The 22651-nt window shown below is 67.4% G+C and carries 15 protein-coding genes; 3 read left to right on the top strand and 12 right to left on the bottom strand.

Annotated features, from left to right (window positions below; all coding sequences use genetic code 11):
• Positions 1-175: 175 nt before the first annotated feature.
• Positions 176-376, bottom strand: a complete 201-nt coding sequence (locus AC1RJ9_RS11680; protein WP_492837054.1) for a hypothetical protein — start codon at positions 374-376, stop codon at positions 176-178.
• A 286-nt stretch (positions 377-662) separates the two neighbouring features.
• Here AC1RJ9_RS11680 and AC1RJ9_RS11675 point away from each other — a divergent pair, with 286 nt between their 5' ends.
• The 3 genes from AC1RJ9_RS11675 (at position 663) to AC1RJ9_RS11665 (ending at position 3224) form a co-directional block, all read left to right on the top strand.
• Positions 663-1625, top strand: coding sequence for an acetyl-CoA carboxylase carboxyltransferase subunit alpha (locus AC1RJ9_RS11675; RefSeq protein WP_492837053.1), 963 nt, complete (start codon positions 663-665; stop codon positions 1623-1625).
• A gap of 171 nt (positions 1626-1796) precedes the next feature.
• On the top strand, positions 1797-2180 hold the full coding sequence (locus AC1RJ9_RS11670) for a lysozyme inhibitor LprI family protein (RefSeq protein WP_492837052.1): 384 nt from the start codon (positions 1797-1799) through the stop codon (positions 2178-2180).
• Between the two features lie 66 nt (positions 2181-2246).
• Positions 2247-3224 carry an NAD(P)H-dependent flavin oxidoreductase gene (locus tag AC1RJ9_RS11665; protein WP_492837051.1) on the top strand — a complete coding sequence of 326 codons (978 nt, stop codon included), beginning with the start codon at positions 2247-2249 and terminating at the stop codon, positions 3222-3224.
• A gap of 85 nt (positions 3225-3309) precedes the next feature.
• Here AC1RJ9_RS11665 and AC1RJ9_RS11660 read toward each other — a convergent pair whose 3' ends face one another.
• The 11 genes from AC1RJ9_RS11660 to AC1RJ9_RS11610 form a co-directional block, all read right to left on the bottom strand.
• Entirely contained in the window at positions 3310-4770 is a 1461-nt protein-coding gene (locus tag AC1RJ9_RS11660; RefSeq protein WP_492837050.1) for a CehA/McbA family metallohydrolase, read from the bottom strand.
• A 79-nt stretch (positions 4771-4849) separates the two neighbouring features.
• Positions 4850-7657 (bottom strand): TonB-dependent receptor, encoded by a 2808-nt coding sequence (locus AC1RJ9_RS11655; protein WP_492837049.1) that lies wholly within the window; start codon positions 7655-7657, stop codon positions 4850-4852.
• A 73-nt stretch (positions 7658-7730) separates the two neighbouring features.
• Positions 7731-8690, bottom strand: a complete 960-nt coding sequence (locus AC1RJ9_RS11650) for a FecR family protein (RefSeq protein ID WP_492837048.1) — start codon at positions 8688-8690, stop codon at positions 7731-7733.
• Positions 8654-9235, bottom strand: a complete 582-nt coding sequence (locus AC1RJ9_RS11645; protein WP_492837047.1) for an RNA polymerase sigma factor — start codon at positions 9233-9235, stop codon at positions 8654-8656. The genes AC1RJ9_RS11650 and AC1RJ9_RS11645 overlap by 37 nt, the downstream gene beginning before the upstream one ends.
• Before the next feature lie 192 nt (positions 9236-9427).
• The gene (locus tag AC1RJ9_RS11640; protein WP_492837233.1) at positions 9428-11185 is read right to left on the bottom strand and encodes a methyl-accepting chemotaxis protein; all 1758 of its coding nucleotides are present in this window, start codon (positions 11183-11185) and stop codon (positions 9428-9430) included.
• Positions 11186-11660: 475 nt separating this feature from the next.
• A complete protein-coding gene (gene uvrB, locus AC1RJ9_RS11635; RefSeq protein WP_492837046.1) occupies positions 11661-13943 on the bottom strand; it encodes an excinuclease ABC subunit UvrB in 2283 nt (760 codons plus the stop codon).
• A 90-nt stretch (positions 13944-14033) separates the two neighbouring features.
• Positions 14034-15551, bottom strand: coding sequence for a PepSY-associated TM helix domain-containing protein (locus tag AC1RJ9_RS11630; protein ID WP_492837045.1), 1518 nt, complete (start codon positions 15549-15551; stop codon positions 14034-14036).
• A complete protein-coding gene (locus AC1RJ9_RS11625) occupies positions 15551-16132 on the bottom strand; it encodes a hypothetical protein (protein WP_492837044.1) in 582 nt (193 codons plus the stop codon). The genes AC1RJ9_RS11630 and AC1RJ9_RS11625 overlap by 1 nt, the downstream gene beginning before the upstream one ends.
• Complete coding sequence (locus tag AC1RJ9_RS11620) at positions 16129-18447, bottom strand: TonB-dependent receptor (RefSeq protein WP_492837043.1); 2319 nt, start codon at positions 18445-18447, stop codon at positions 16129-16131. The genes AC1RJ9_RS11625 and AC1RJ9_RS11620 overlap by 4 nt, the downstream gene beginning before the upstream one ends.
• A 313-nt stretch (positions 18448-18760) precedes the next feature.
• Positions 18761-20044, bottom strand: a complete 1284-nt coding sequence (locus tag AC1RJ9_RS11615; protein ID WP_492837042.1) for a ComEC/Rec2 family competence protein — start codon at positions 20042-20044, stop codon at positions 18761-18763.
• Between the two features lie 58 nt (positions 20045-20102).
• Positions 20103-22547, bottom strand: coding sequence for a TonB-dependent receptor (locus tag AC1RJ9_RS11610; protein ID WP_492837041.1), 2445 nt, complete (start codon positions 22545-22547; stop codon positions 20103-20105).
• Positions 22548-22651 lie beyond the last annotated feature (104 nt).

Raw genomic sequence — 22651 nt, 5'->3', positions numbered from 1 at the left:
GTCGGGCCCCATCCGGAAGTTGACGCTATAGCCGCTCACGTCGCGATGCAATTATTCATCGCGGTCGGAATTCTTGGCCCTCAACTTCGTCCTTCGACAGGCTCAGGATGAGGTTTCTACGGACGCGTCGAGAGTAATCCTCATCCTGAGCCTGTCGAAGGACGAGGATGGACCCTCAGGCCGCGACCGCCCGCAGCGGGCTGACGTCGAACACACGCTGCGATCCGCGCCAGACCTCCACGAAGTCACAGCGGTGGTGCATGTCGAGAAGTTCGAAAGCTCTCGCGCGCGCGGCCGAGTCGTCGGCGCAGGGCGTGACGTCGAAGCGCGGCACCGAGCCGTCGGCTTCAACACAGAAAAAGGTGAACACCTGCATGGGCGCTATGCACTCTCTACAGGCGGGGCCGCGCACGTTCGATGGCGGGGGCCGCGGGGCGCAGATCGACTTCCGCGACCTGCTACAAAAGAACATAGGACTCTATGTCGCGATTCACCAGGGGAGAGAGTCTCGATTCGAGACTCACCTGTGAACCGCACCATTCAGCCTGTGGATAAAACACGTCGGATTCGCGGCGGTTCCCGGCCTGAATCTGGCCCCTTTCCCTCGGGGGATTCCGCCACTAGGTTCGCACCCTTTCATCAACGGCGACGTTCAAGAGTCCATGGCCGCCCATTATCTCGATTTCGAACGCCCAATCGCTGATCTGGAAAGCAAGATCGAGGAGCTGAGCAAGCTCTCCGAGACCGCTGGACCGGGGGCGTTCGACCTCGAGATCCAAGCCCTGCGCGACCGCGCCCAGGAGCTCCGCAAGGAGGCCTACGCCAATCTGGACGCCTGGCAGAAGACCATGGTCGCCCGGCATCCCCAGCGGCCGCACCTGCGCGATTATGTCGCGGGCCTGATCGACGAATTCGTCGAGCTGCGCGGCGACCGCAAGTTCGCCGACGACCAGGCGATCGTCGGAGGCCTGGGTCGGTTCCGCGGCCAGCCGGTCGTGGTCATGGGCCACGAGAAGGGCCACGATACGACGACGCGCCTGAAGCACAATTTCGGCATGGCCCGCCCCGAAGGCTATCGCAAGGCCGTCCGCCTGATGGACATGGCCGAGCGCTTCAGCCTGCCGGTCATCACCTTCGTCGACACCGCCGGCGCCTATCCGGGCCTGGGGGCCGAGGAGCGCGGCCAGGCCGAGGCCATCGCCCGCTCCACCGAACGCTGCCTCACGCTCGGCACGCCGATGGTCGCCACCATCGTCGGCGAGGGCGGCTCGGGCGGGGCCATCGCCCTGGCCGGCGCCAACCGCGTGCTGATCCTGGAGCACTCGATCTATTCGGTGATCTCGCCGGAAGGCGCGGCCTCGATCCTGTGGCGCGACGGCGCCCGGGCCAAGGACGCGGCCACCCAGATGCGCATCACCGCCCAGGACCTGATCAAGCTGGGCATCGTCGATCGCATCGTCGAGGAGCCCGCCGGCGGCGCCCACTCGAACGGCGACGTCGCCATCCAGGCCGTCGGCGACGCGGTCGAGGAAGAACTGAAGGCCATGGCCCACATGAGCGCCGAGCAGCTGCGCAAGCAACGCGCCGACCGCTTCTACGCCATCGGCCGCGCGGGGCTGCAGTAGGAGACTTAACCGGCGGATTTGACGTCCGCCGGAAAGGTTTGCGGATCGCTGTTCCAATTGGATCGGCGAAATGCTCTAGGCTCTTGTTTTAACGCATTTTCTGACGACGAACCGGTATCCACTTCGTCGGAAAATGCTCTACGGTGGCGCTCTCTGGTGGAGCTTGCCCCGATGATCCGCGTCCTCGCCATCGCCGCCGTCCTGCTGCTGGCCGCGCCCGCCGCCTCCCAGGCGCACGGCGAAACCACCCGCGAACGCTGCGACCGGCTGGGCGGGTCGAACATGGAACTGATGCAGTGCTTCTCCGGCCCGCGCATCGCCGAGGACGCCCGGCTCAACCGCGTCTACCAGGCGCTGATGGCCCGGTTGAAGCCCGCCCAGAGGCTGGCTTTGCGCAACGAGCAGCGCGCCTGGATCAAGGACCGCGACGCCGAGTGCATGCCCTACTATGACGAGACGAAATACGGCCAGCAGGGCAAGCTGGACGGCGAGGAATGCATGACGGACCGCACCCGCGACCGGGCCGACGAGCTGGCGCGGATCGGGCGGCGCTGAAGGCGCTTGCCTGCCCCTAGCGTCACTCCGGCATAGTCTCCCGAAACCAGAGGGAGCGACCCAACCATGGCCATCAAGACCCGTTTCACCGCGCTGTTCGGCGTCGAGCACCCGATCGCCCAGGGCGGCATGCAGTGGGTCGGCAAGGCCGAGCTGGTCAGCGCCGTCGCCAACGCCGGGGCGCTGGGCTTTCTCACCGCCCTGACCCAGCCGACGCCGGAAGCGCTGGCCAAGGAGATCGCCCGCACCCGCGACCTCACCGACAAGCCGTTCGGCGTCAATCTGACCATCCTGCCGGCCATGACCCCGCCGCCCTATGCCGAGTATCGGGCCGCGATCATCGAGAGCGGGATCAAGATCGTCGAGACCGCGGGTTATAAGCCTCAGGAGCACGTGGACGACTTGAAAGCCCACGGGGTCAAGGTCATCCACAAGTGCACCGCCGTCCGCCACGCCCTCAGCGCCGAGCGGATGGGCGTCGACGCCATCTCGATCGACGGCTTCGAGTGCGCCGGCCACCCGGGCGAGGACGACATCCCCGGCCTGATCCTGATCGCCGCCGCCGCCGACAAGGTGAAGATCCCGATGCTGGCCTCGGGCGGCATCGCCGACGCCCGCGGCCTGGTGGCGGCCCTGGCGCTGGGCGCCGACGGCGTCAACATGGGCACCCGGTTCTGCGTCACCCAGGAGGCCCCGATCCCAATGGCCTTCAAGGAGCAGATGGTCGCCAACGACGAGCGCCAGACCGACCTGATCTTCCGCACCCTGCACAATACGGCCCGCGTGATGCGCAACGCCGTCAGCCAGGAGGTGGTGCAGATCGAGCGGGCCGGCGGCGCCAAGTTCGAGGACGTCGCCCACCTGGTCGCCGGAACCCGCGGCCGCGACGCCCTGGCCAAGGGCGACACCGACGGCGGCATCTGGAGCGCCGGCATGGTCCAGGGCCTGATCCACGACATCCCGACCGTGAAGGACCTAGTCGACCGCATCGTCGCCGAGGCCGAGGAGATCATCCGCGGGCGGCTGGCGGGGATGGTGGGTTAGGACGCAACGCCGTCCGGCATGGGGACCGGTGTCGATCTGACCGGAATGCTCCGACGCTCCACACGTCTCGGAAGGTCGTTTAGCCTCAAGGGCCGACCGCGAGATAGATGGGGTTGCCGATCACGAGCAATCGCCCCGCCGGGTCGCGCGAATTGACCCGCACCCAACTGGCGCCCTGTCCCGCGCGGATCGAGAACTCGCCCGCCGGAGAGATGCTCACGGCGGCCTTGGCCCCGTCACGGATCACCTCCAGGCCCGCGACATCGAGGTTGGAGACGACGGCGGTGAAGGTCACCGTCTCGCCGGCCTTAACCGCCAGCGTCTCGCCCATGACGGCCTTTCGGCCGCCCGTCGTGGCCGTCAGGTCGAGCATACGGTCGCGGGTCCCGTCCAGGTCGATGAACACCCGGCCGGCGCGCAGGCCGGCGAGAATGGCTTCGGTCGAGAGGCCTTCGGCATGGACGACCGTCGCCGGACGACCGACGGCGGACGGCTTGTCGTGCGGGATGCCGGCGTCGTGGTTGTCGCTGCCGCCCACGGCGGTGATGCGCCGGCCCTGGTTCAGCTGGGCCTCCCAGAAGGGCACGCCCGACAGGACGCCCTCGAAGTCGCCCAGGGCCTTTTCGTTGCCGCCGTTGGCGACCTCGATCGCCTGGACGGCGTCGTAGTCGGTGTCCTTGACGGTCCAGCCGCAGCCCATGCACTGCTCGCCGGACGGCGCGGCCGGGTGGTTGATGGAGAAGACGCCGCCCGCCGCCTTCACCGCCCGCTGCAGGTCGCGGAGGGTCGGCACGGTCTTGGACCCCAGGCGGAAGTCGATGAAGGCCGTGGGGCCGAAGACGTTGGCGTGACCCTGGAAGGTGGTGACCTCGCGGCCCGGGATCAGCAGCAGGCCGGGAAACGCCGGCTGGAGCTCGGCCATCGCCTCGGCCTGACTGGTCGTGTTGTGGTCGGTGATGGCGATGAAGTCGAGACTGGCGGCCTGAGCGGCCAAGACGGTGCGGTAGACGGGGCAGGGCGCGCGCGGGGCGTCGCCGGTCACGCAGCCGCCGTCGCTATGGGCGGTGTGCATGTGCAGGTCGCCGCGATACCAGCCCGGCGTCGTGGCCTTGGGCAGGACGGCGGGAAGCGGCGCGGGCGTGCGCTGGAACCAGATCCGGGCCTCGTAGGTCGCCTTCGCGTTCGGCCGAGCATTGGGCACGCCCAGCAATAGCGTCCACTTCCCGGCCGGCAGCGGCCCGGGCAGGTAGCTGGCCGTCGCCGCCTCGGCGGAGACGAAGAACGCCTTCTTGGCGCCGCCGCTCCAGCCGCGGAAGCGGATGGGGTCCAGCAACCCAAGGTCCACCACGGTCTTGTCCTCTCGACCGGTGTAGTCGAACGCGACCGACAGGCGCGTGACGCCGGCCGGAACGTCGAAGGTCACCGGCTTGTAGGTCTGGTGGTCGGCGCCGGTGATCTGACCGGTCAGGACGAGGTCGGGCCCGCCGGACTGGGCCCAGGCGGGCGCGGCGATCAGCAGAAGGGCCAGAGTGAGCCAGCGGATCATCGGAAGCTCCAATAAAAAGAAGGGCGGCCGAAGCTGCGGCCGCCCCAAGGTTCAGGGGAAGGAAGTCAGGCGGCGCGCCCTAGAACTTGTAGAGAAGCGCCGCCTTGAAGGCCCGGCCGAACTCCGGCCGGCCGACGCCGTACAGCGATCCGGCCTCGCTGCTGATGATCTGGCCGGCGCGGGGATTGCCCTCGGTCAGGCCCAGTTCGTTGGTCAGGTTCGTGCCGTAGACATAGGCCGAGAGCTGGTCGGTGACGTTGAACCGCACCGTGGCGCCCACCAGGGTGTAGGCCGCGAGCTTGGAGGTGTTGGCCGCGTCCGAGAACCGGTCGCCGTAGCGCTCGATGGTGCTCTCGATCCGCAGGCGGCCGTCCATCAGGTTGAGGCCGGGCGTCAGGCGGAAGGCCGTCTTTGGCGCGCGGATCAGCTGATTGCCGGTGAAGTCGCGAGTCCGCGTCGCCGAGCCCGCCGGCGGCTTGATCTGGCAGGTCGGGTCCGAGGCCGAGACCGCGCAGCCTTCCTCGAACTTGTAGTCGCCGAACTCGGGGTTCTGGATCGTGGCGCTGAAGCCCAGGTCGAACCACGAGACCGGGCGCAACGTCCCTTCCAGCTCCAGGCCCAGGGTCTTGGTGTCGGTGATGCTGGTCTGGTTCACATAGGCGCCGGTGGTGGGGTTGAACACCAGGCTGCCGAAGGTCAGGGCGTCATAGGCGGTGTGGAACACCGTGGCGTAGAGATCGAGCTTGCCGGCGCTCAGCTTGTAGCCGGCTTCCCACAGATCCATCGTCTGGACGATCGGCGCGGTGTTGAACGCGTTGGTGATGTAGTCGCCCAGCGACGGCAGGCGGAAGGCCGAGGTGTAACGGGCGAAGAGGCCCATGCGCGGGCTGATCCGATAGTCCGCGCCGACGGTCCAGCCGCTGTGCTCGAACTTGCGCGTGAAGCGGTCATAGACGCCCGAGCCGGCCAGCACGGTGTCGTCGGCCGGAGTCGGCGAGAGGCCCAGGTTGATGGTCGCCGTCCGCTCGCTGCGACCGGTGAACTCGACCTTCTCCCAGCGCACGCCGGCGTCGATGCGAAGACTCGGCGTCACCTGCCATTCGTCGGTCAGGTAGAGGGCGGTGGTGTTGGACTTGCCGTCGCCATTGGCGAACTCGGCGCCGTAACGGCTGATGCCGTTCTCGGTCAGGCTGGAGAGGACCTTGCCCGCGCCGTCGACCGCCACCAGGTCCAGGCGGCGCGCGTTCTCGCGCACGTCCAGCAGAGCATTGGCCGAATAGCGGTTGAAGGCCTCCTCGACGTGGGCGTGATAGAAGCCGGCCGCCACGTCATGGGTCTGGCCGCCGATCTCGAACTTGTGCAGCAGGCGGGTGTCGTTGATCAGCTCATCCAGCGGCACGGAGACGTAGCGCAGCGAGCCATCCACCACGAGGCCGTTGCCGTTCTGGCCCGCGGTGTCGAACACTTGGCTGGGATTGGTGGCGTAGCGCAGCTGCACGTCGACCGCGCCGGGCGTCGCGGCCAGCAGGGCGGCCTTGTACTGGGCGATGCGGGCCGAGCCCAGCACCGGGGTGTTGGGGAAGAGGCCGATGCGCTTGGACTCCGAGGTCCGGTAGCGCAGGGTCTCCTGCAGACGCCAGCCATCGGCGATCTCGTAGTTCAGGGCGGCGGTGGCCTGGGTCAGCTTGACCTCGGTGCCGCGCGACAGGTCCCAGTCGAACGGGCCCTTGGGGCCGCGCAGGGTCAGCTTCGTGGTCTCCGGACCCGCCAGCGTGCCGGTCAGCGGATCGAAGCCCGGCGCGGCGCTGGCCTCGCCATTGGAGTCGAACTTCAGCGGCACGCCGGCGAACAGGATGACGTTGTCGTCCAGGTGCTTGATGTTGAAGTCGAAGCTGCCGCGCTGGAAGTCGCGGCCGATCGAGGCGCGGACCTGATAGCCCTTGTTGGCCGTGAAGCCGGGATCGCGGATGCCGTCGTCCTCGCGCCAGAAGCCGCCGACGCTGGCGCGCCAGTCGCCGATCGGGCCGCCGTAATAGGCGTCGACGCGCTTGAGGCCGTAGTCGCTGGCCTGGACCTTGACGACGCCCTCCTTCGTCTCGCCCTTGCGGGTGATGAAGTTGACCGTGCCGCCCGGGGCGTAGGAGGCGAAGATCGAGGATGGGCCGCCACGCACCACCTCGATGCGCTCGATGGTCTCGTCCAGGCGGAACGACTGGTCGGCGTTCAGATAGCCCAGGCCGCCGTCGTGCTGGACCGGCGCGCCGTCTTCCTGCAGGGCGATGGCCGAGAAGCCCTCCTGCGGGATGCCGCGGGCGCGGATGTTGGCGCTGGCCTCGCCGCCCGAGGCCTCGACCCAGAAGCCGGGCACCGACTTCAGAGCGTCGGCCACGCCCATCGGCGAGCGCAGTCGCAGGGTCTCTTCGTTCATGGTGGTGACGGCGTAGCTGGTGGCCAGACGCGTGCGGGCGTCGGAGCCGGCGCGCGAGGTGACGATCAACTCCTCGACCGTCGACACATCAGCGGCGGCCGGGCCGGCGGCCAAAGGGCCGGCGCCCCGCTGGCGCAGGGTGATGACCTGGGCGGTGGCCGAGGCGATCTCCAGGTCGCTGCCGTCGATCAGCTTGCGGACCGCGTCCTCGCGGCCATAGGCGCCTTGCAGGCCCGCCGCGCGGTGTTTGGCGGCCACGTCATAGGGGAACAGGATCTGCACGCCCGCCTGGCGCGAGAAGGCGGTCAGGGCCTGGGCCATGTCGCCGGCCGGGATGTTGAACTCCACCCGCGCGGCCGCCTGGGCCTGGGCGACGACCGGCGCGACCAGCGCCGTCGTGGCCAGAAGCAGACATGCGCCGATGCGCGGCGCCCCAAATCGCGTCCAAGACTTGATCATCGTATTCGCCCCTCTTTTCGTCCGCCGAAAACCGGCGTCTCGTTCGGCCAGATGGAGGGGGCGCGAAAAACCGCTATCGAGATTTTAGAAGAATTCGTGACGATCCATCGTCGATAATCCGTATGCCGAACGTTGTGCGCAAGGCGTCCAGGAAGTTCTCGGGATTGTCCGTCAGGAACCGGCCGCCCAGACGCATGGCGCCGACCTTGGGGTCTTCTACGACCAACTTGCGGGTGAGGTAGCGATTGTACTCCTCGACAGCGTCGGCCAGGCGCTGACCGTCGAAGACGATTTCACCGCGACGCCAGGCCTGCACGGCCTGCACCTCGGATTCGGGAGCGGGCGCGATGACGACGCCGGTCGTCGTCACCGCCAGCGCCTGGCGCTCGTCGGTGGCGCTCTCGACGACGGCCCGGGTCTCGCCAGCGGCCGTCTTGATCGCCGCGCGGCCGGCCAGGACGATCAGGTCCAGGCCGACGGGGCGCAGTCGGGCGTTGAACTGGCCCGAGGCCAATTGCGCGAGCCCCTGCCGCGTGAACAGCTCGAACGGCCGCAGGGCGTCCTGGGCGATGGTCAAGGCGACCTCGCCGCGCTCCAGCCACAGGCGACGGCGCTTGCGGTCGAACCGCCACAGGACCTCGGTGTCGGTGTTCAGCTCGACCGAGCTGCCGTCGGGCAGGGCCAGGGTCCGCCGTTCGCCGACACCCGTGAGGGTTCGGGCGCGCAGCAGTTGATCACGTCCCAGATAGGCCGCGCCGACGACGCTCGCGGCCAGGGCCACGCCTCCGCCCAGCCAGGCGCGACGGCTCACGGCCGGCCGCCCGATCAGGTCAGGGCCGGGCTCGGCGTCGCGCAAGGCGTCCAGCTTGCTCCAGGCGGCCGCGACCTCGGCGAAGGCGGCGGCGCGGCGCGGATCGGTGTCGCGCCAAGCCTCGAACTCGGCGGGATCCGCGCGGCCGGCGTCCAGACGCGCCAGCCATTCCGAAGCCTGGGCGATCAGCGCGTCTCTGTCTTGATCGCCCGTTTTCGCCATGTACTCGCTTTACTCCCGATCCTTCGGTCTTCGCTCGCCGCCAGGGACTTGGTCAGCAGCATCAGCCCTTTGGCTAGGTGCTTCTCAACCGTAGAGATGGACAAGTTCAACCGAACCGCTATCTGGCCCGGCGAAAGGCCTTCCATTTTTCGCAAGGTGACCACGCGTCGGCACTGTTCGGGCAGGCGGTTGACCGCCTCGAGGACGCGCGACAGCTCCTCGCGGGCGCTGGTCACGGCATGCGCGTCCGGCGCGGGGTCGGGCAGAGCTTCCATCTCCAACACCCCGATCTGGCGAATGCCCACGACCTTGGCCCGGCGGAAACGCTCGAAGGCCAGGTTGCGGATGATGGTCAGCACAAAGCGCTCCGGTTGCTCCAGGCGCCGCCAGTCGGGCACGCTCAGCACCTTGGCGTAGGCTTCCTGCACCAGGTCCTCGGCCTCGACGGCGTCGCCGGTCAGCTTGCGGGCATAGGCGCGGTAGGTCTGCGCGAACGGCAGCACCGCCTCGGCGAACCACTTGTCTATGTCACGTAGCCAAGCCATCGCGCCGCGTCCCGCCGGCGACGACCGCCAACTTCCAGAGCGCTGGAGTAGCGAAGCGAGGTGTCAGTTTGGCGACGGTCACCGTTTCACGCGATCTGGAGCGCGGCCGGCTCCGGCTGAACCGGCCGCTTCTTCGTCGCCGCGCTGGGCCGCTCCGCGTTTCAGGTCAGGCCGAGGGACTGGCGGTCAGGATCAGAACTCCTCCCAGGATTCCTGAGCCACGGCCGCCGCGCCGCCTCCGCTCGGCCGCGTGAAACTTGCGATCTTGGCCTGCATCTTGGCCACGGGATTGCGCGGCGGCGCCTGACGATCAGGCCGAGCCGGTTGGGCGCGGGCTGGCGCGGCGCGGCGCGCGCCCTGGCCGGTTTCAAAGCGCAGCACCAAGCGCCCCAGCTCATTGGCCTCGTTCTTGAGGTTGGACGCGGCGGCGGTGGCCTGCTCGACCATGGCCGCGTTCTGCTGGGTCACCTGATCCATCTGATTGACGGCGACATTGACCTGGTTGAGGCCCGTGGCCTGTTCCTGGGAGGACTGGGCGATCTCCGAAATCAGCAGGTCGATCTGACTGACCTTGCCGACGATGTCGGTCAGGGCCTCTCCGGTCGCGCTGACCAGTTTCACCCCACGCTCGACCTGAGACGAGGAGTTGGCGATCAGGGTCTTGATCTCCTTGGCCGCTTCGGCCGAACGCTGGGCCAGGGCGCGCACTTCCTGGGCGACGACGGCGAACCCACGTCCAGCTTCACCGGCCCGGGCGGCCTCGACGCCGGCGTTCAGGGCCAGGAGATTCGTCTGGAAGGCGATCTCGTCGATGACGCCGATGATCTGGGTGATCTGGCCCGAGCTCTGCTCGATTTCGGTCATGGCCGTGACCGCTTCCTGCATGATCCGCCCCGATTTCTCGGCGTCGACCTTCGCGCCCGTGGCGGCGCCGGAAGCCTGGCGGGCCCCCTCGGCGCTGCGCCTGACCGTGGCGGTGATCTCGTCGAGCGCGGCGGCGGTTTCCTCCAGGCTGGCGGCTTGCTGCTCCGTCCGCCGCGACAGATCGTCGGACGCGGCGGCGATCTCGTCGGAGCCGCCGCGGATGCCGTCGGTCGTTCCCGAGATCGCGGTCATCGCCTCGCGCAGACTGGCGATGGCGTCGTTGAAGTCGGACTTGATCTGGGCGTACTGACCGTTGAATTCCGCATCGATCTGGGTCGTCAGATCGCCTTGGGCCAACTTCGCCAGACTGGCGGCGAGCGCGGAGACCACCATCGCCTGTTCGGCTTCGGTCTTGCGACGTTCGGCTTCGGCCCGCCCGCGCTCCCCCTCGGCCTCGGCCCGCAGCCGATCGGCGTCGCTGGCCAGATCGCGAGCCTTCAGGCCATTGTCCTTGAAAACCTGGACGGCCTTGGCCATCAGGCCAACCTCGTCGCCCCGCGCCTGGCCGTCGACCTCGACCTCGAGATCGCCGGACGCCAAGCGGCGCATTCTGTCGGCCAGGTGGTCGAGCGGCCGGGTGATGCTGACACCGGTCATCCAGAGCGCGCTGCCCACGCCCACGGCCGTGCCGAGCGCGGCGATGATCAGCAACTGCCAGCGCGTGCGGCTGGAATTGGCGCTCAAGGCGTTGGATTGTTCGTGGCCGTCCTTGATGCTGGCCTCGACGATCTTGGTGTTGGCCGCGCCGAAGGTCTCGACTTGCTTGGCTGCAACGATCATCGCCTGGGCCGCCTCGTCGTTGCGGTTCTGCAAGCCGAATTCAACGACCTTGTCCAAGGCGGCCTTCACGCCCTCGGCGTTCGCCGACAGCGCCTTGATCTGGTCGCTCTGGTCGGGCAGGCCCTCGGCGCCGTCCTTCAGAAAACCCTGGAGTTTCGCATAGGCCTTGTCGTAGTTGGCCTTGGCGCTGCGTCCTTCAGGCGAGGCGCCGTCATAGAACACGGTCATGGCGGCGAAGTAAGCCATCTGGTTCAAGCTGCGGTTTGCGCGCGCCATCTCTACCCTGGCGGGACCACGCACGTCCGAGAGAACAGAATAGGTTGCATCGCTTTTCCTCAGTTGCTCACCGCCATAGGCGGCGACGAGCATACAGATCAGCCCAAGCGCGATCATCATGGAGGCGATTTTCACGCCGATCTTCGTATTCTCCAACAGGCGCACAGATGTCTCCCCTCCGCGCACCAAGGAGCGCGAAATTATTGTTCGTCTGACTATGTAATTTTGAGTACGCCAAACAGGCGGGCGAAATACACTTTGTCCGCCCGCGAACTCTTGGCTTTTCAGTTTGACGAAATCTTAATTCGCGACCCCAGACGCCGACTTGCGTCAATGGGGCGCAGGTCATTGACCAGGCTATCCTCGGAAGGCGGCGCCGGGTCGAACGGGGACGTGGGCCGCATTGGCCCCCGCCCCCGCGACGTGGAGGAGGAGCCGATCCCCGCTACTTCCGCTTCTTCCTGAACTCCTCCGCCTTCTCCTGGCGGATCTCGGCGCGCAGGCGCTTGGGGGCCGACTTGTCGACCTCGTCCCCCGTCGCCGCCAGGACCTCGTTGGCGAATTCCAGGTCCATCAGTTTCATGCGCTTGATCTCGTCGCGCAGGCGGGCGGCGGTCTCGAACTCCAGGTTGGCGGCGGCCTCGCGCATCTTGGCCTCCAGGTCCTTGAGCGCGGCCTTGAAGTTGTCGCCGCTGAACGGGCGGTCGTCGGTCTCGGACATGCCCATCGGCACCAGCACGCGGTCGCCGCGCTCGTAGGGGCTGTTGAGGATGTCCTTGATGTCGCGCTTGACGCTCTCGGGCGTGATGCCGTGCTCGAGATTGTAGGCGTGCTGCTTCTCGCGGCGGCGCGAGGTCTCGGCCATGGCCCGCTCCATCGAGCCGGTGATCCGGTCGGCATAGAGCACGACCTTGCCGTCGACGTTGCGCGCGGCGCGGCCGATGGTCTGGATCAGGCTGGTCTCCGAGCGCAGGAAGCCTTCCTTGTCGGCGTCGAGAATGGCCACGAAGCCGCACTCGGGGATGTCCAGACCCTCGCGCAGCAGGTTGATGCCCACCAGCACGTCGATATTGCCCATCCGCAGTTCACGGATGATCTCGATGCGCTCCAGGGTGTCGACGTCGCTGTGCATGTAGCGGACGCGGATGCCCTGTTCGGTCAGGTATTCGGTCAGGTCCTCGGCCATCTTCTTGGTCAGGACGGTGACCAGGGTGCGGTAGCCCTTCTTGATGGTCTGGCGGATCTCGTCGACCACGTCGTCGACTTGGCTGGCGCCGTCCTTGGAGACCGGGCGCACCTCGACCGGCGGGTCGATCAGGCCGGTGGGGCGGATCACCTGCTCGGCGAAGACGCCGCCGGCCCGCTCGATCTCCCAGCCGGCCGGGGTGGCGCTGACGTGCACCGTCTGCGGCCGCATGGCGTCCCACTCCTCGAACTTGAGGGGGCGGTTGTCCAGGGCCGAGGGCAGGCGGAAGCCGTACTCGGCCAGGGTCCATTTGCGGTTGCGGTCGCCCTTGTACATGGCGCCGATCTGCGGAACCGTCTGGTGGCTCTCGTCGGTGAACAGCAGGGCGTTGTCGGGGATATATTCGAAGAAGGTCGGCGGCGGCTCGCCCGGCTGGCGGCCGGACAGATAGCGGCTGTAGTTCTCGATGCCGGCGCACGAGCCGGTGGTCTCGATCATCTCGAGGTCGAAATTGGTCCGCTGCTCCAGGCGCTGGGCCTCCAGCAGCTTGCCGTTCTCGTACATCCAGGCCAGCCGCTCCTTCAGCTCGGCGCGGATGGCGATGATCGCCTGGCGCAGGGTCGGGCGCGGGGTGACGTGGTGGCTGTTGGCGTAGACCTTGATGGTCTCCAGCTCGGCGGTCTTCTTGCCGGTCAGGGTGTCGAACTCGCTGATCGACTCGACCTCGTCGCCGAACATGGTCACGCGCCAGGCGCGGTCCTCGTAGTGGGCGGGGAAAATCTCGATGGTGTCGCCGCGGCGGCGGAAGGTGCCGCGCTCGAAGGCCATCTCGTTGCGCTTGTACTGCTGGGCCACCAGGTCGGCGATCAGCTGCTTCTCGTCCACCCGGTCGCCGACCGTCAGGGTGAAGGTCATGGCCGTGTAGGTCTCGACCGAGCCGATGCCGTAGATGCAGCTGACCGAGGCCACGACGATGACGTCGTCGCGCTCCAGGATCGCCCGGGTGGCCGAGTGGCGCATCCGGTCGATCTGCTCGTTGATGGAGCTGTCCTTCTCGATATAGGTGTCGGTCCGGGGCACGTAGGCCTCCGGCTGGTAGTAGTCGTAGTAGCTGACGAAGTACTCGACCGCGTTCTCGGGGAAGAACGACTTCATCTCGCTGTAGAGCTGGGCGGCCAGGGTCTTGTTCGGGGCCAGGATCAGCGCCGGGCGCTGGGTGGCGGCGATGACCTGGGCCATGGTGAAGGTCTTGCCCGAGCCCGTGACGCCCAGCAGCACCTGGTCCTGCTCGCGGTTATTGATGCCCTCGACCAGCTCCTTGATCGCCGTCGGCTGGTCGCCGGCGGGCTGGTAGTCGGAAACGAGCTTGAATTTCTTGCCGCCCTCGGACTTGTCCGGCCGCGCGGGGCGGTGCGGGGTCCACAGCATGGGCATGGTCGCGTCGGCGACGTCCTGGACGGTGTCCCCAAGGGTATCCAGGACGAAGGGCGTCGAGACGTCGGAAACGCCCCCAAGAGGCGCGGTGTCGGGGGTGCGAGGCATGGCCCCAAGTTAGGGACCCGCGAGGCTCACGGCTAGAGGGCCTGCTGACGGGGAGTGGCAGCAGTGTGGCGGGAGGACCGGCTGGGCGGCCTATGGCGCCAGCTCGCCTCTCACCGGCTGGCGCGCCTTCCAGACACTACCGGCCAGGAGGAGAGCGGCCAGCACTACGCAGGCGTCGGTGATCCAGCCGACTGGATCGGCCATTCGCGCGCCGTTTAGCGCGGCATGAACGCCGGCTGTCAGCAGCAATAGGGCCGCCGTCGCCAGGCGCAGGCGGATCGAGATGGCCGCGGGCGACCAGACGATCGCCGTCCCGCTGGCCGCCAGGGTGGCGACGATCCAGACGGTCACCGGTGGGGCGGGTAGGATCAGGGCGGCGACGGCCGAGGCGGCGTAGGCGAAAGGCTGGCTCCAGACGAATGCGGTCCACACGCGCTCCCAGCGCGGCGCGGGGCGACCCTTGTCGCGGCGGCGGGCCAGCCAGATGGCGACGCCGCTGGACGTCACGGAGGTCAGGCCCAGTCCCAGCAGCAGATAGGCGACCTTAACCGGCCAGCCGCCGAACCAACCGAAGTGCAGGGGCGTCATCGACGACAGCACCTTGAGGCCCAGGGCGCCGCTCTCGTAGCCGACCTGGCCGAGCAGCTTGCCATCACCATCGAGCACAAACGTCTCGCCGCGCGACAAACGGCCAGGGGTGACGGCGTTGACCATCACGTGCTGGCCGCGCTCGCCGGGGTGTTCGACATAGAGGTAGGCCGGGCGCGCATCGGGACGAGCGGCGCCCAGGGTCTTCAGCGGCTTGGCCAAGTCTAATACCGGCGCGGGGCGTGGATCGTCGGCCACCGTCGGGCCGCTGAACAGGGCGTAGGCCTTGGCGGTGTCACCCTTGAACGTGGCCAGGGCCAGCACGCCGACAATGATCACCGTCAGGCCCAGGAACGCGCCGGTCAGCGACACCACCAGGTGGAAGGGCAGGCCCCAGATGCTGATGCGATTGTGAAGGTCGGCTTCCTGCAGGCGTTTGGATCCTCCCCAACGAAAGGCGAAGGCGTCCTTGAAGACGCGTGGATGCGACAGGACGCCCGAGATCAGAGACGACAGCAGGGCCACGCCGGTGAGCCCTACGACGAAGCCGCCCCAAGCACGCGGCAGGTGCAGCACGGTGTGGAGCTCGGCCTGGAATTCGGTCCAGGGCGTCTTCAGCTCGCCGACGATCGCGCCGGCGGCGTCGGCGACGAAGGTGCGCTCCGCCTTCTTGGCGTCGTCGAGATGGACGGTCAGGCGCGGGCGGACGGGCTGGGGCAGCTGGATCAACAGGTCATGGGCGTCAGGATTGATCGCCAGGGTTTGGCGGAAGGCTCTGTCCACCGCCTGGGGCGTGGTGTGCTGCAGCACCGGCCCCGCCGGCTGTTCCCAACGGGTATATTCCTGGGTGAAGACGGCGATCGAGCCGGAAAAGCAGACCAGGTAGATCAGGGCCGCGAAGGCAAGGCCCAGGGCTGAATGGCCGGCCAGCATGGCCCGCACGAACTCGGCGGGGACCTTGGGCCAGATCGACTTGCCGATCGCGCGCGGCTTGGCGGAAGGCGTCGTTTTCGCGTCCATTACAGCGCCCCCTTCAGGAAGGCCGCGCCCAGGGTGACGACCGAAACGCCGGTCAGCACGGCGGTGGCGCGAAGGATCTTGTCGTCGGATAGTGTCCAGGCCATGCCGCCGGCCCATAGGAACGGCACCATCAGTCCGCCGATCACCATGCGGCTCTGCATCGCGCCGGGCGCGCAGATGGCGATGGCCAGGCCGCAGCCCAGGGCGGCGATCCCGGCCAGCGGACCGGCCAGGAAGCCCCGCAGCCAGCCGCGCCAGGCGATGCGTCGGCGCTCGGACGGCTCGAGAGCCAGCTCGCGCGGAGCCTTCTTCTTGGCGTTGCGAAACTCGACGCCGGTCGCGACCAGCGCCAGGGCCACGGTCGAGCCGAGCGCCAGAACGATGGCCGGCCCCCGTGCGCCGCCCAGCAGGAAACCACTGGCTGCCAGGATTGTCCCCAGCAGCGCCCAGGCGCCGGAGATCAGCCAAGGGCGGCCTAGGCTGTTGCGTCTCCAGGCTTGGCGCAGCATCAGGGCCGCGACCAGAGCGAGGGGCGTCAGGGCCAGGCCGATTAAGGCGTCGGGGGCCAGCGAACCGGTCACCAGCGGGTCTCGAGCGAGACGCCGATCACCCGAGGATCGCCGAGCAGGGCGATGTTCTGGTCGGAACGGGAATACTGGGCGTACTTCTTGTCCAGCAGGTTCTTGCCGAACACGTAGATCCCCCAGTGCTCCTGCTCATAGCCGAACCGCCCGTTGACCAGGGCCCGCGCCTTGACCGGGTCGTCGGTGGCCTGGTTCACGTCGGCCTGGGAATAGGCCTTGGTGCGGTAGTTGGCGTTGAGGTTGGCCACGAAACCGTTGTCCCAGCGATAGTCGGCGCCAGCGGCCAGGGTCCAGTGCTGGGCGTAGGGGAACTCCGCGCCCGTCAGGTCGGTCGAGGTCGCGCCGACATTGACCTTGAACTCGTCGAACTGGGTGCGCGTGTGACCGGCCGAAGCGTACCAGTTGAACCGAGGCGTCACCTGCTGCGACACCTCCAGCTCAAAGCCGTAAAGGTGCGACTTGCCGGCGTTGACCACCTGATAGTCATAGGCGTTCAGGCCCAGATAGACGATGACCTGCTGGTCCTTCCAGTCGGTGTAATAGGCGTTGGCGTTGACCGTCAGGGTGTTGTCCAGCCAGGCGGTGCGTAGCGAGGCTTCGTAGTTCCAGGTATACTCCTGGTCATAGGGCGCGACCGTCGAGCGCGCGATGTTGACCATCTGGCCGCCTGAGCGATAGCCGCGTTGGGCGGTCAGGCTGGTGGAGATGTCGTCGGTCCAGGCGTACTTCACGCCGATCTTGGGTAGCCAGGCATTGAACTTGCGGGTCGATTCCGGGGCTGAGGCGCCGGCCTGCGCGACCATGCCGGTGACGAAAGCGTTCACGGTCGGCACGAAAGGTTGGTAGGGCGCGGGGAAGGTCGCTGCCGAGGGCAGGGCCGAGGCCAGGATCGCCGTCGCCGTGCTGCTGCTGGTGTTTTCTTCGTGATCGTAGCGCAGGCCGCCCAGCAGGGTCAGCTTGTCGTTCAGGGCGAAGCTGCCGTCGAAGAACAAGGCGCTCGTTTCGATGGCCTCGGGGTTCGCCGAGCTGTAATTGACCGGAATGACTGGCAAAGCGCCGGCATAGCGGGCCGAGAAGTCCGCCGCTGTCGCCGCCGCGACGGGCTGGGAATAGCCCATGCCCACCAGGGTTTGCGTCATGACCGCCGTGAGGGTCGAGGTTGGGAACTGGACGTTGGTCAGGCTGACGGAGCTTAGGTCGCTGTCTCGTTTGGCGTGATAGAAACCCAACAGGCCCTTGAAGCGGGTGTGGGCGTAGTTCAGCCGCAGCTCCTGCGAGGCGGTCTTGGTTGTATCGTCGCGCGTCCCGTAGCTGATACGGGCCGGCGAGTAGTCGGCGTCGTACTTGCCGATCGAGTGCAGCTTGTTCCAGGACACGACGCCGGTCGCCGTCAGCTGGTCGGTCAACTTGTAGCTGGCGTCGAGCGTGAAGATGTCGCCCTTGGAATTGGAGGTCTGCGGATCTCCGGAGGTGTCGACGCGGTGGTCGTAGTGGTCCGGCGTATCGGTGCGCGAATAGGTATAGAGGTAGCCGGCGTCGCGCTTGAAATGGCTGTAGGTCGCCAGCGCCTTGAGGCCGGGCAGGGCGGTCGGGGTCAGCAGCAGCTTGCCGCGGACGTTGAAGATGTCGGCGGCCTCGGCGTCGACGTGACGGGTCGGGTTGTAGATGAAGCCGTCGGTGGACTTGTCCTCGACCGCCAGGCGGAAGGCCAGCTGGTCGGCGATGATCGGGCCGCCCCCGGCGAAGGCGATCGAGCGCTCGTCGCCACTGGCGGCTTCGGCGCGGGCCTTGAAGCCCCAGGTGAAGGTCGGATCGGTCGAGCGGATCACCACCGCGCCGGCCAGGGCGTTGCGGCCCTGAAGCGTCGATTGAGGACCGCGGAACACTTCGATCTGGCCGATGTCCCACATCTCCAGCGGGCCGCTATAGGCCGCGGCGTCGGGCAGGGCCGCGCCGTCCAGGTAGATCGTCGCCAGGCCGCTGGAGCCGCCGCCCGAGACGTTGGTGTTGGACACCCCTCGGATGGTGAAGCCGCTCTTGCCGTAGGTGTCGCTCATGTTGGCGGTGCGATTGACCACATCGTAGAGGGTTTTCAGATGCTCGCGCTCGATCGTGCGGGCCGTGGTCACCGCGACGCTGGTCGTCGTCTCCTGCAGGCCACGCGACGACTTCTCGCCGGTGACGATCACGGCTTCGACGGCGTTGGTCGATTGATCGACCGCGGGCGCTGTTGGGGTTTCCGCCGCGTGGGCCATGCCCATGGTCAAGGCCAGAGCGCTGACGGCTCCGATCATCGAAAGTTGAAAACGCATCACCGCCCCAGAATCTAATAATGCGTCGCAATTACGTTTAAGTGAGAATGACTGTCAATCGCAGTTTTCGGGGCTGTATCTCTCTTGCGCGCTTGGGGACCGAAGGTCTTCCCGTCCGGAAACAGCCGACGCATCTGCACCGTGGAAGAGGCCCGGAAAGAGGTCGGCCGGCGACGGCGGCAGGCGGCAAAAAGCGGCGAGCAGCCAGTCGGGCCGGCTGCTCGCCAGTCAGGGCCATCGAACCGATCGCCCGTTCGGCCGGCCATAAGGGGAGGACCGGCCAGAGTTTAGCTTTTGCGGGTGCGGCCAGGGGCTACTTCGACAGGTAGGGGCCAAACCGCTTCACCGTCTCGCGACGAGCATCGGTGTCGTTCAGGACATAGACTTCGTACTGCTCGCCACCGGGCGCGACGCGGATGACGACGTGGCCGTTATAGCTCTTGTAGAGGCTGTCCATGATCGGCCCGATCGCCGCCCGCGTCTCTGGCGCCATGCCGGTGGAGAAGACGTCGCGCGGACCCGGATAGAGACCCTTGGACGCCATGCGGGTGACCACCTCCTCGCCCGGCTGCGGCGAGAGCCAGTTTTCCTGCACCATGACGCGCGGCGCGAGATTACGCAGGATGTTCTCGTTGATGGTGTCGCGGTTGCCGTGGTGGTCGAGCAGCATGACGTCGACGGGGCCGACCACCGCCGACACAGGGGTCTCGATGTCGCGCCACCAGGGCTGGGTGTAGTTGGGCACGCCCGGGATATCGCCGCCCGAATAGTATTTGAACCGGCCATAGGCGACCGTCAGCACGTTGCTGAACGGGTTCTCGTCGAAGCCGCAATCCTTGACCGCGCCCTTGGGGATGTAGTCCTGGGTCTCGTCGCGCGCGCCGGTCCAGATCACGCCGCTGGAGGCGATGTTGCGGATGTGGAAGGTGGGGTAGGCCTCGGCCTTGGCCAGTCTGATCTGATCCAGCGCGCCGGGTCTCAGGCCCACCACGGCCTGGCCATGCTTCATCCGATAGTCGGCGAAGGCGAGATAGTTGGCCAGGGACAGGCCGTTTGAACCGGGCAGGCCGCCGGGGCTCGCGCATGTCTTCAGGTCGACCGGATAGTCGTAAGACGGCGCGGCCCGGTCGACGAGCGTGGTGACCGGGATGAGGTCGGCCACCTCGGTGATGCCGGCGAGACGATAGGCGCGGGTTCGCGACATCGGCTTGTCCGGCGTGACCGTGCCCATGTGGTCGGTGTGGAAATGGGTGATCAGGGCGTAGTCGAGTTTCACCGGGCGGCCGGCGGGCGCGAACTGGCGGATGTAGTCGGCGATCCACCAGCCGGCCGAATGCTCGCCGTCGGGAAGCGGCGGGAACGCCTTCAGCGGCGCCACCATCTTCGCAAACTCCGGATCGGCCTCGCCGGCGTCAATCAGCATCGTCGTCCCGTCGGGCAGGACGAAATAGGTCGCGTTGCCGCGTCCGGTGCTGATGTGGTGGATATACAGATAGCCCTGCGACCAGGCCGGTAAAGTGTCCGGGGCGGCCTGGGCGGCCGTCGCTGGCGCGAAGACCACGGCGAGCGCCGCAAGCGCGGCGCGGAACGTCTTCATGATGGGGAATCCCTGGAAAGGCGCCGGCCCGAGCTGAAGCCCGGGCCGGCCGAGAGGCTTAGAACTTCATGCGCAGGCTGACCTGGTAGTTGGGCCCAAACAGCGGGCGGCCCAGGAAGACGCCGCCGGCCCCGACGCCGCTGCCGACCACGCGGGTGTTGCCCTCGGTGATCGCCAGCTTGTTGGTGACGTTGGTGCCGGTGACCGCCAGCTCCATGCCGTTCGCCAGAGCCAGCGAGGCCCCGAGATCCAGCGTCGCGTACTTGGGCAGCGGCTGCAGGTTCTGCAGGTCGGCGAAGCGCTGGGTGACATAGGTCCCGGTGGCGTAGAGTGTCAGTCCGCCGGCCGAGGTGTCGAAGGTGTAGCTGGGCGTCACCCGGGCCTGGAAGTCGGGGTTGCGCAGCACCTGGTTGCCGGTGATGCCCGGACCGCCGGCCACGTACTTGCCGTGCTGGTAGTCGCCCGACACCGTCAGCGAGAAGTTCTGGAACGGCCGGATGACGCCATCGAACTCCAGGCCGTAGGTGTCCGAGCTGGTCAGGTACCGGACCACCGTGCCGTCGGCGAGGATCTGCGAGCTCGGCTGGCCGCGGAAGGTGTTGTAGAAGCCGGTCAGGTTGACGGCGTACCAGGACCCGCGGGTCTTGATGCCCCCCTGCAACTGATCGACCTTCGTGACGGCGGTGACGTTGTTGCGCAGGTCGTCGAAGACGGGCAGGGCGTAGCCCTTGTTGTAGCCGATGAAGGCGTTAATCCCCGGCGTGATCTCGTAGTTGGCGTTGACGTTGAACGCGCCCTTCGAGCCGCTGTAGTGGACCGGCCGCGAACCGGGCAGCAGCACTGAGGCCTGGACGTCGTACAGCGCCAGCGGGTCGGTGGAGATGTTCTGCTTGGCCGAATTCTGGAAGCTGGCGTCGATCTCCTCCCACTCGTAGCGGAAGCCGGCGTCGAACCGCAGGCGCTCGGTGACTTCCCAGTGGTCGTTCAGGAACACCGCCGTGTTGCGGCCGCTGTAGACGTTGTGCAGCGCCAGGGCGGTCGGCGTGTAGACGCCGCTGCCGTTGGTGATCTTCACGCCGTTGTCCAGCACCAGGTTGATCGGCTGGGCGTGGTTCTGAACCGTCATCAGCTGGTTGTGGCCGGTCAGCCAGGTGTCGTCCGAGCTGTAGTCGGCGAAATAGACGCCGCCGGTCAGGGTGTTGCCGCTGAAGATCTCGCGCGACAGGCGCGCCTCGTCCTGGAACGATTTGATCTTCTTGACGACGTAGAAGACGCCGACGCCGATCACGTTCTGGGTCATGTCGGTGAGGGCGGCGCCGGTCCCGATCAGGGTCGCCGAGCCGGTTGTGGCGGGGCGTCCGGCCGCCGCCAGCGCGGCGGCGTTGGCGTTGGCCGTCGCCGCCTGGGTGGCGATGAACGAGCCCAGCGTCACGGGCGTGGCGCCGGTGAACTGCGCGATCGTCGGCGTCGTGCCGGCCGAGTAGGCCATCTTGTTGGAGAAGGCGAAGTCGCCGAACTTCCGGTCGAAATCGAACCCGACCAGGTGGATGTCGACACCCCGCCCGCGGGCAAGATCCACCGTTTTTGAGAGCGGCGTGTTGGTCCCGTTCGAGGCGACGTCGAACGTCACGATACGCGTGGCGTTGCCCAGGAAGGTGTCGCGCGTCGGATCAAACCCCGGAAACGGGTGAAGCTTGGCGTCATTGCCCTCGCCCGAACGCAGCAGCGGGATCGGCGTGAAGAAGGCGTTGCGGTCGTAGGTCTGGCGCCCGTAGAGCGTGGCCGAGCCGTTCTCGAACTCGCGCGTCAGAGTGGCGACCACCTGGTAGCCCTGGTCGGCCGGGAACTGGGTGTTCCGTACGCCCTTGGACGTCCGGTAGAAGCCGCCGAGGCTGCCGTACCAGCCATTACCGAGGTCCGCGCCATAGTAGCCGTCCGCGCGCATGAGCTTGCCGGTCCCGTAGGTGAACTGGGCGAGGCCGCCCGGATCGCTCTTGCCGGTCTTCTGCACCCAGTTGACCGTCGCGCCGGGCTGACCGTTGCCGAACAGCACGGCCTGGCCGCCGATCGTGGCTTCCACACGCTTGACCGTCTCGTCGAGGCGGAACTGGGTGGAGTTGTCGAGGAACGACAGGCTGGGGACCGGATAGATCGGCAGCGAGTCGATCTGCATGGTCACGAACTTGGCGTCGCCGCCGGTCGGGAAGCCGCGCACGGCGATGTTCGGGCCCGAGACGCCGCCGGTGGTTTCGGCCCAGATGCCAGGCACCTGTTTCAGCACGTCGGCGGCGCTGATCGGCGCGGCGGCCCTGATCGCGTCGCTGCTGAGCGAGGTGACCGCGTAGCCAGCCTCGAGCGTCTTCTGGCCATTCGGGTTTGCCGATCCGACGACGACGATCTCGTCGACCGTGGCGGCGGTGGTGTCGGACTGGGTTTGGGCGGCGGCTGGACAGGCGATCGCGGCGGCGGACGCAAGCAGGGCGATGCGTAGGGTCAGGTTCATTGGGCTCCCCCCGGAAAAGTCGGGTGGATCGCGCCTCTGGATTTATTCGTGCTGCGCGAACCACGGGTTGGCGGAAGCGCGGCGGTTGGCCCGCTTCCGAAAAC

It is taken from the genome of Caulobacter sp. GW822-FHT07D08 (assembly GCF_058798735.1).
This window is presented reverse-complemented; position numbering and strand designations above follow the sequence as displayed.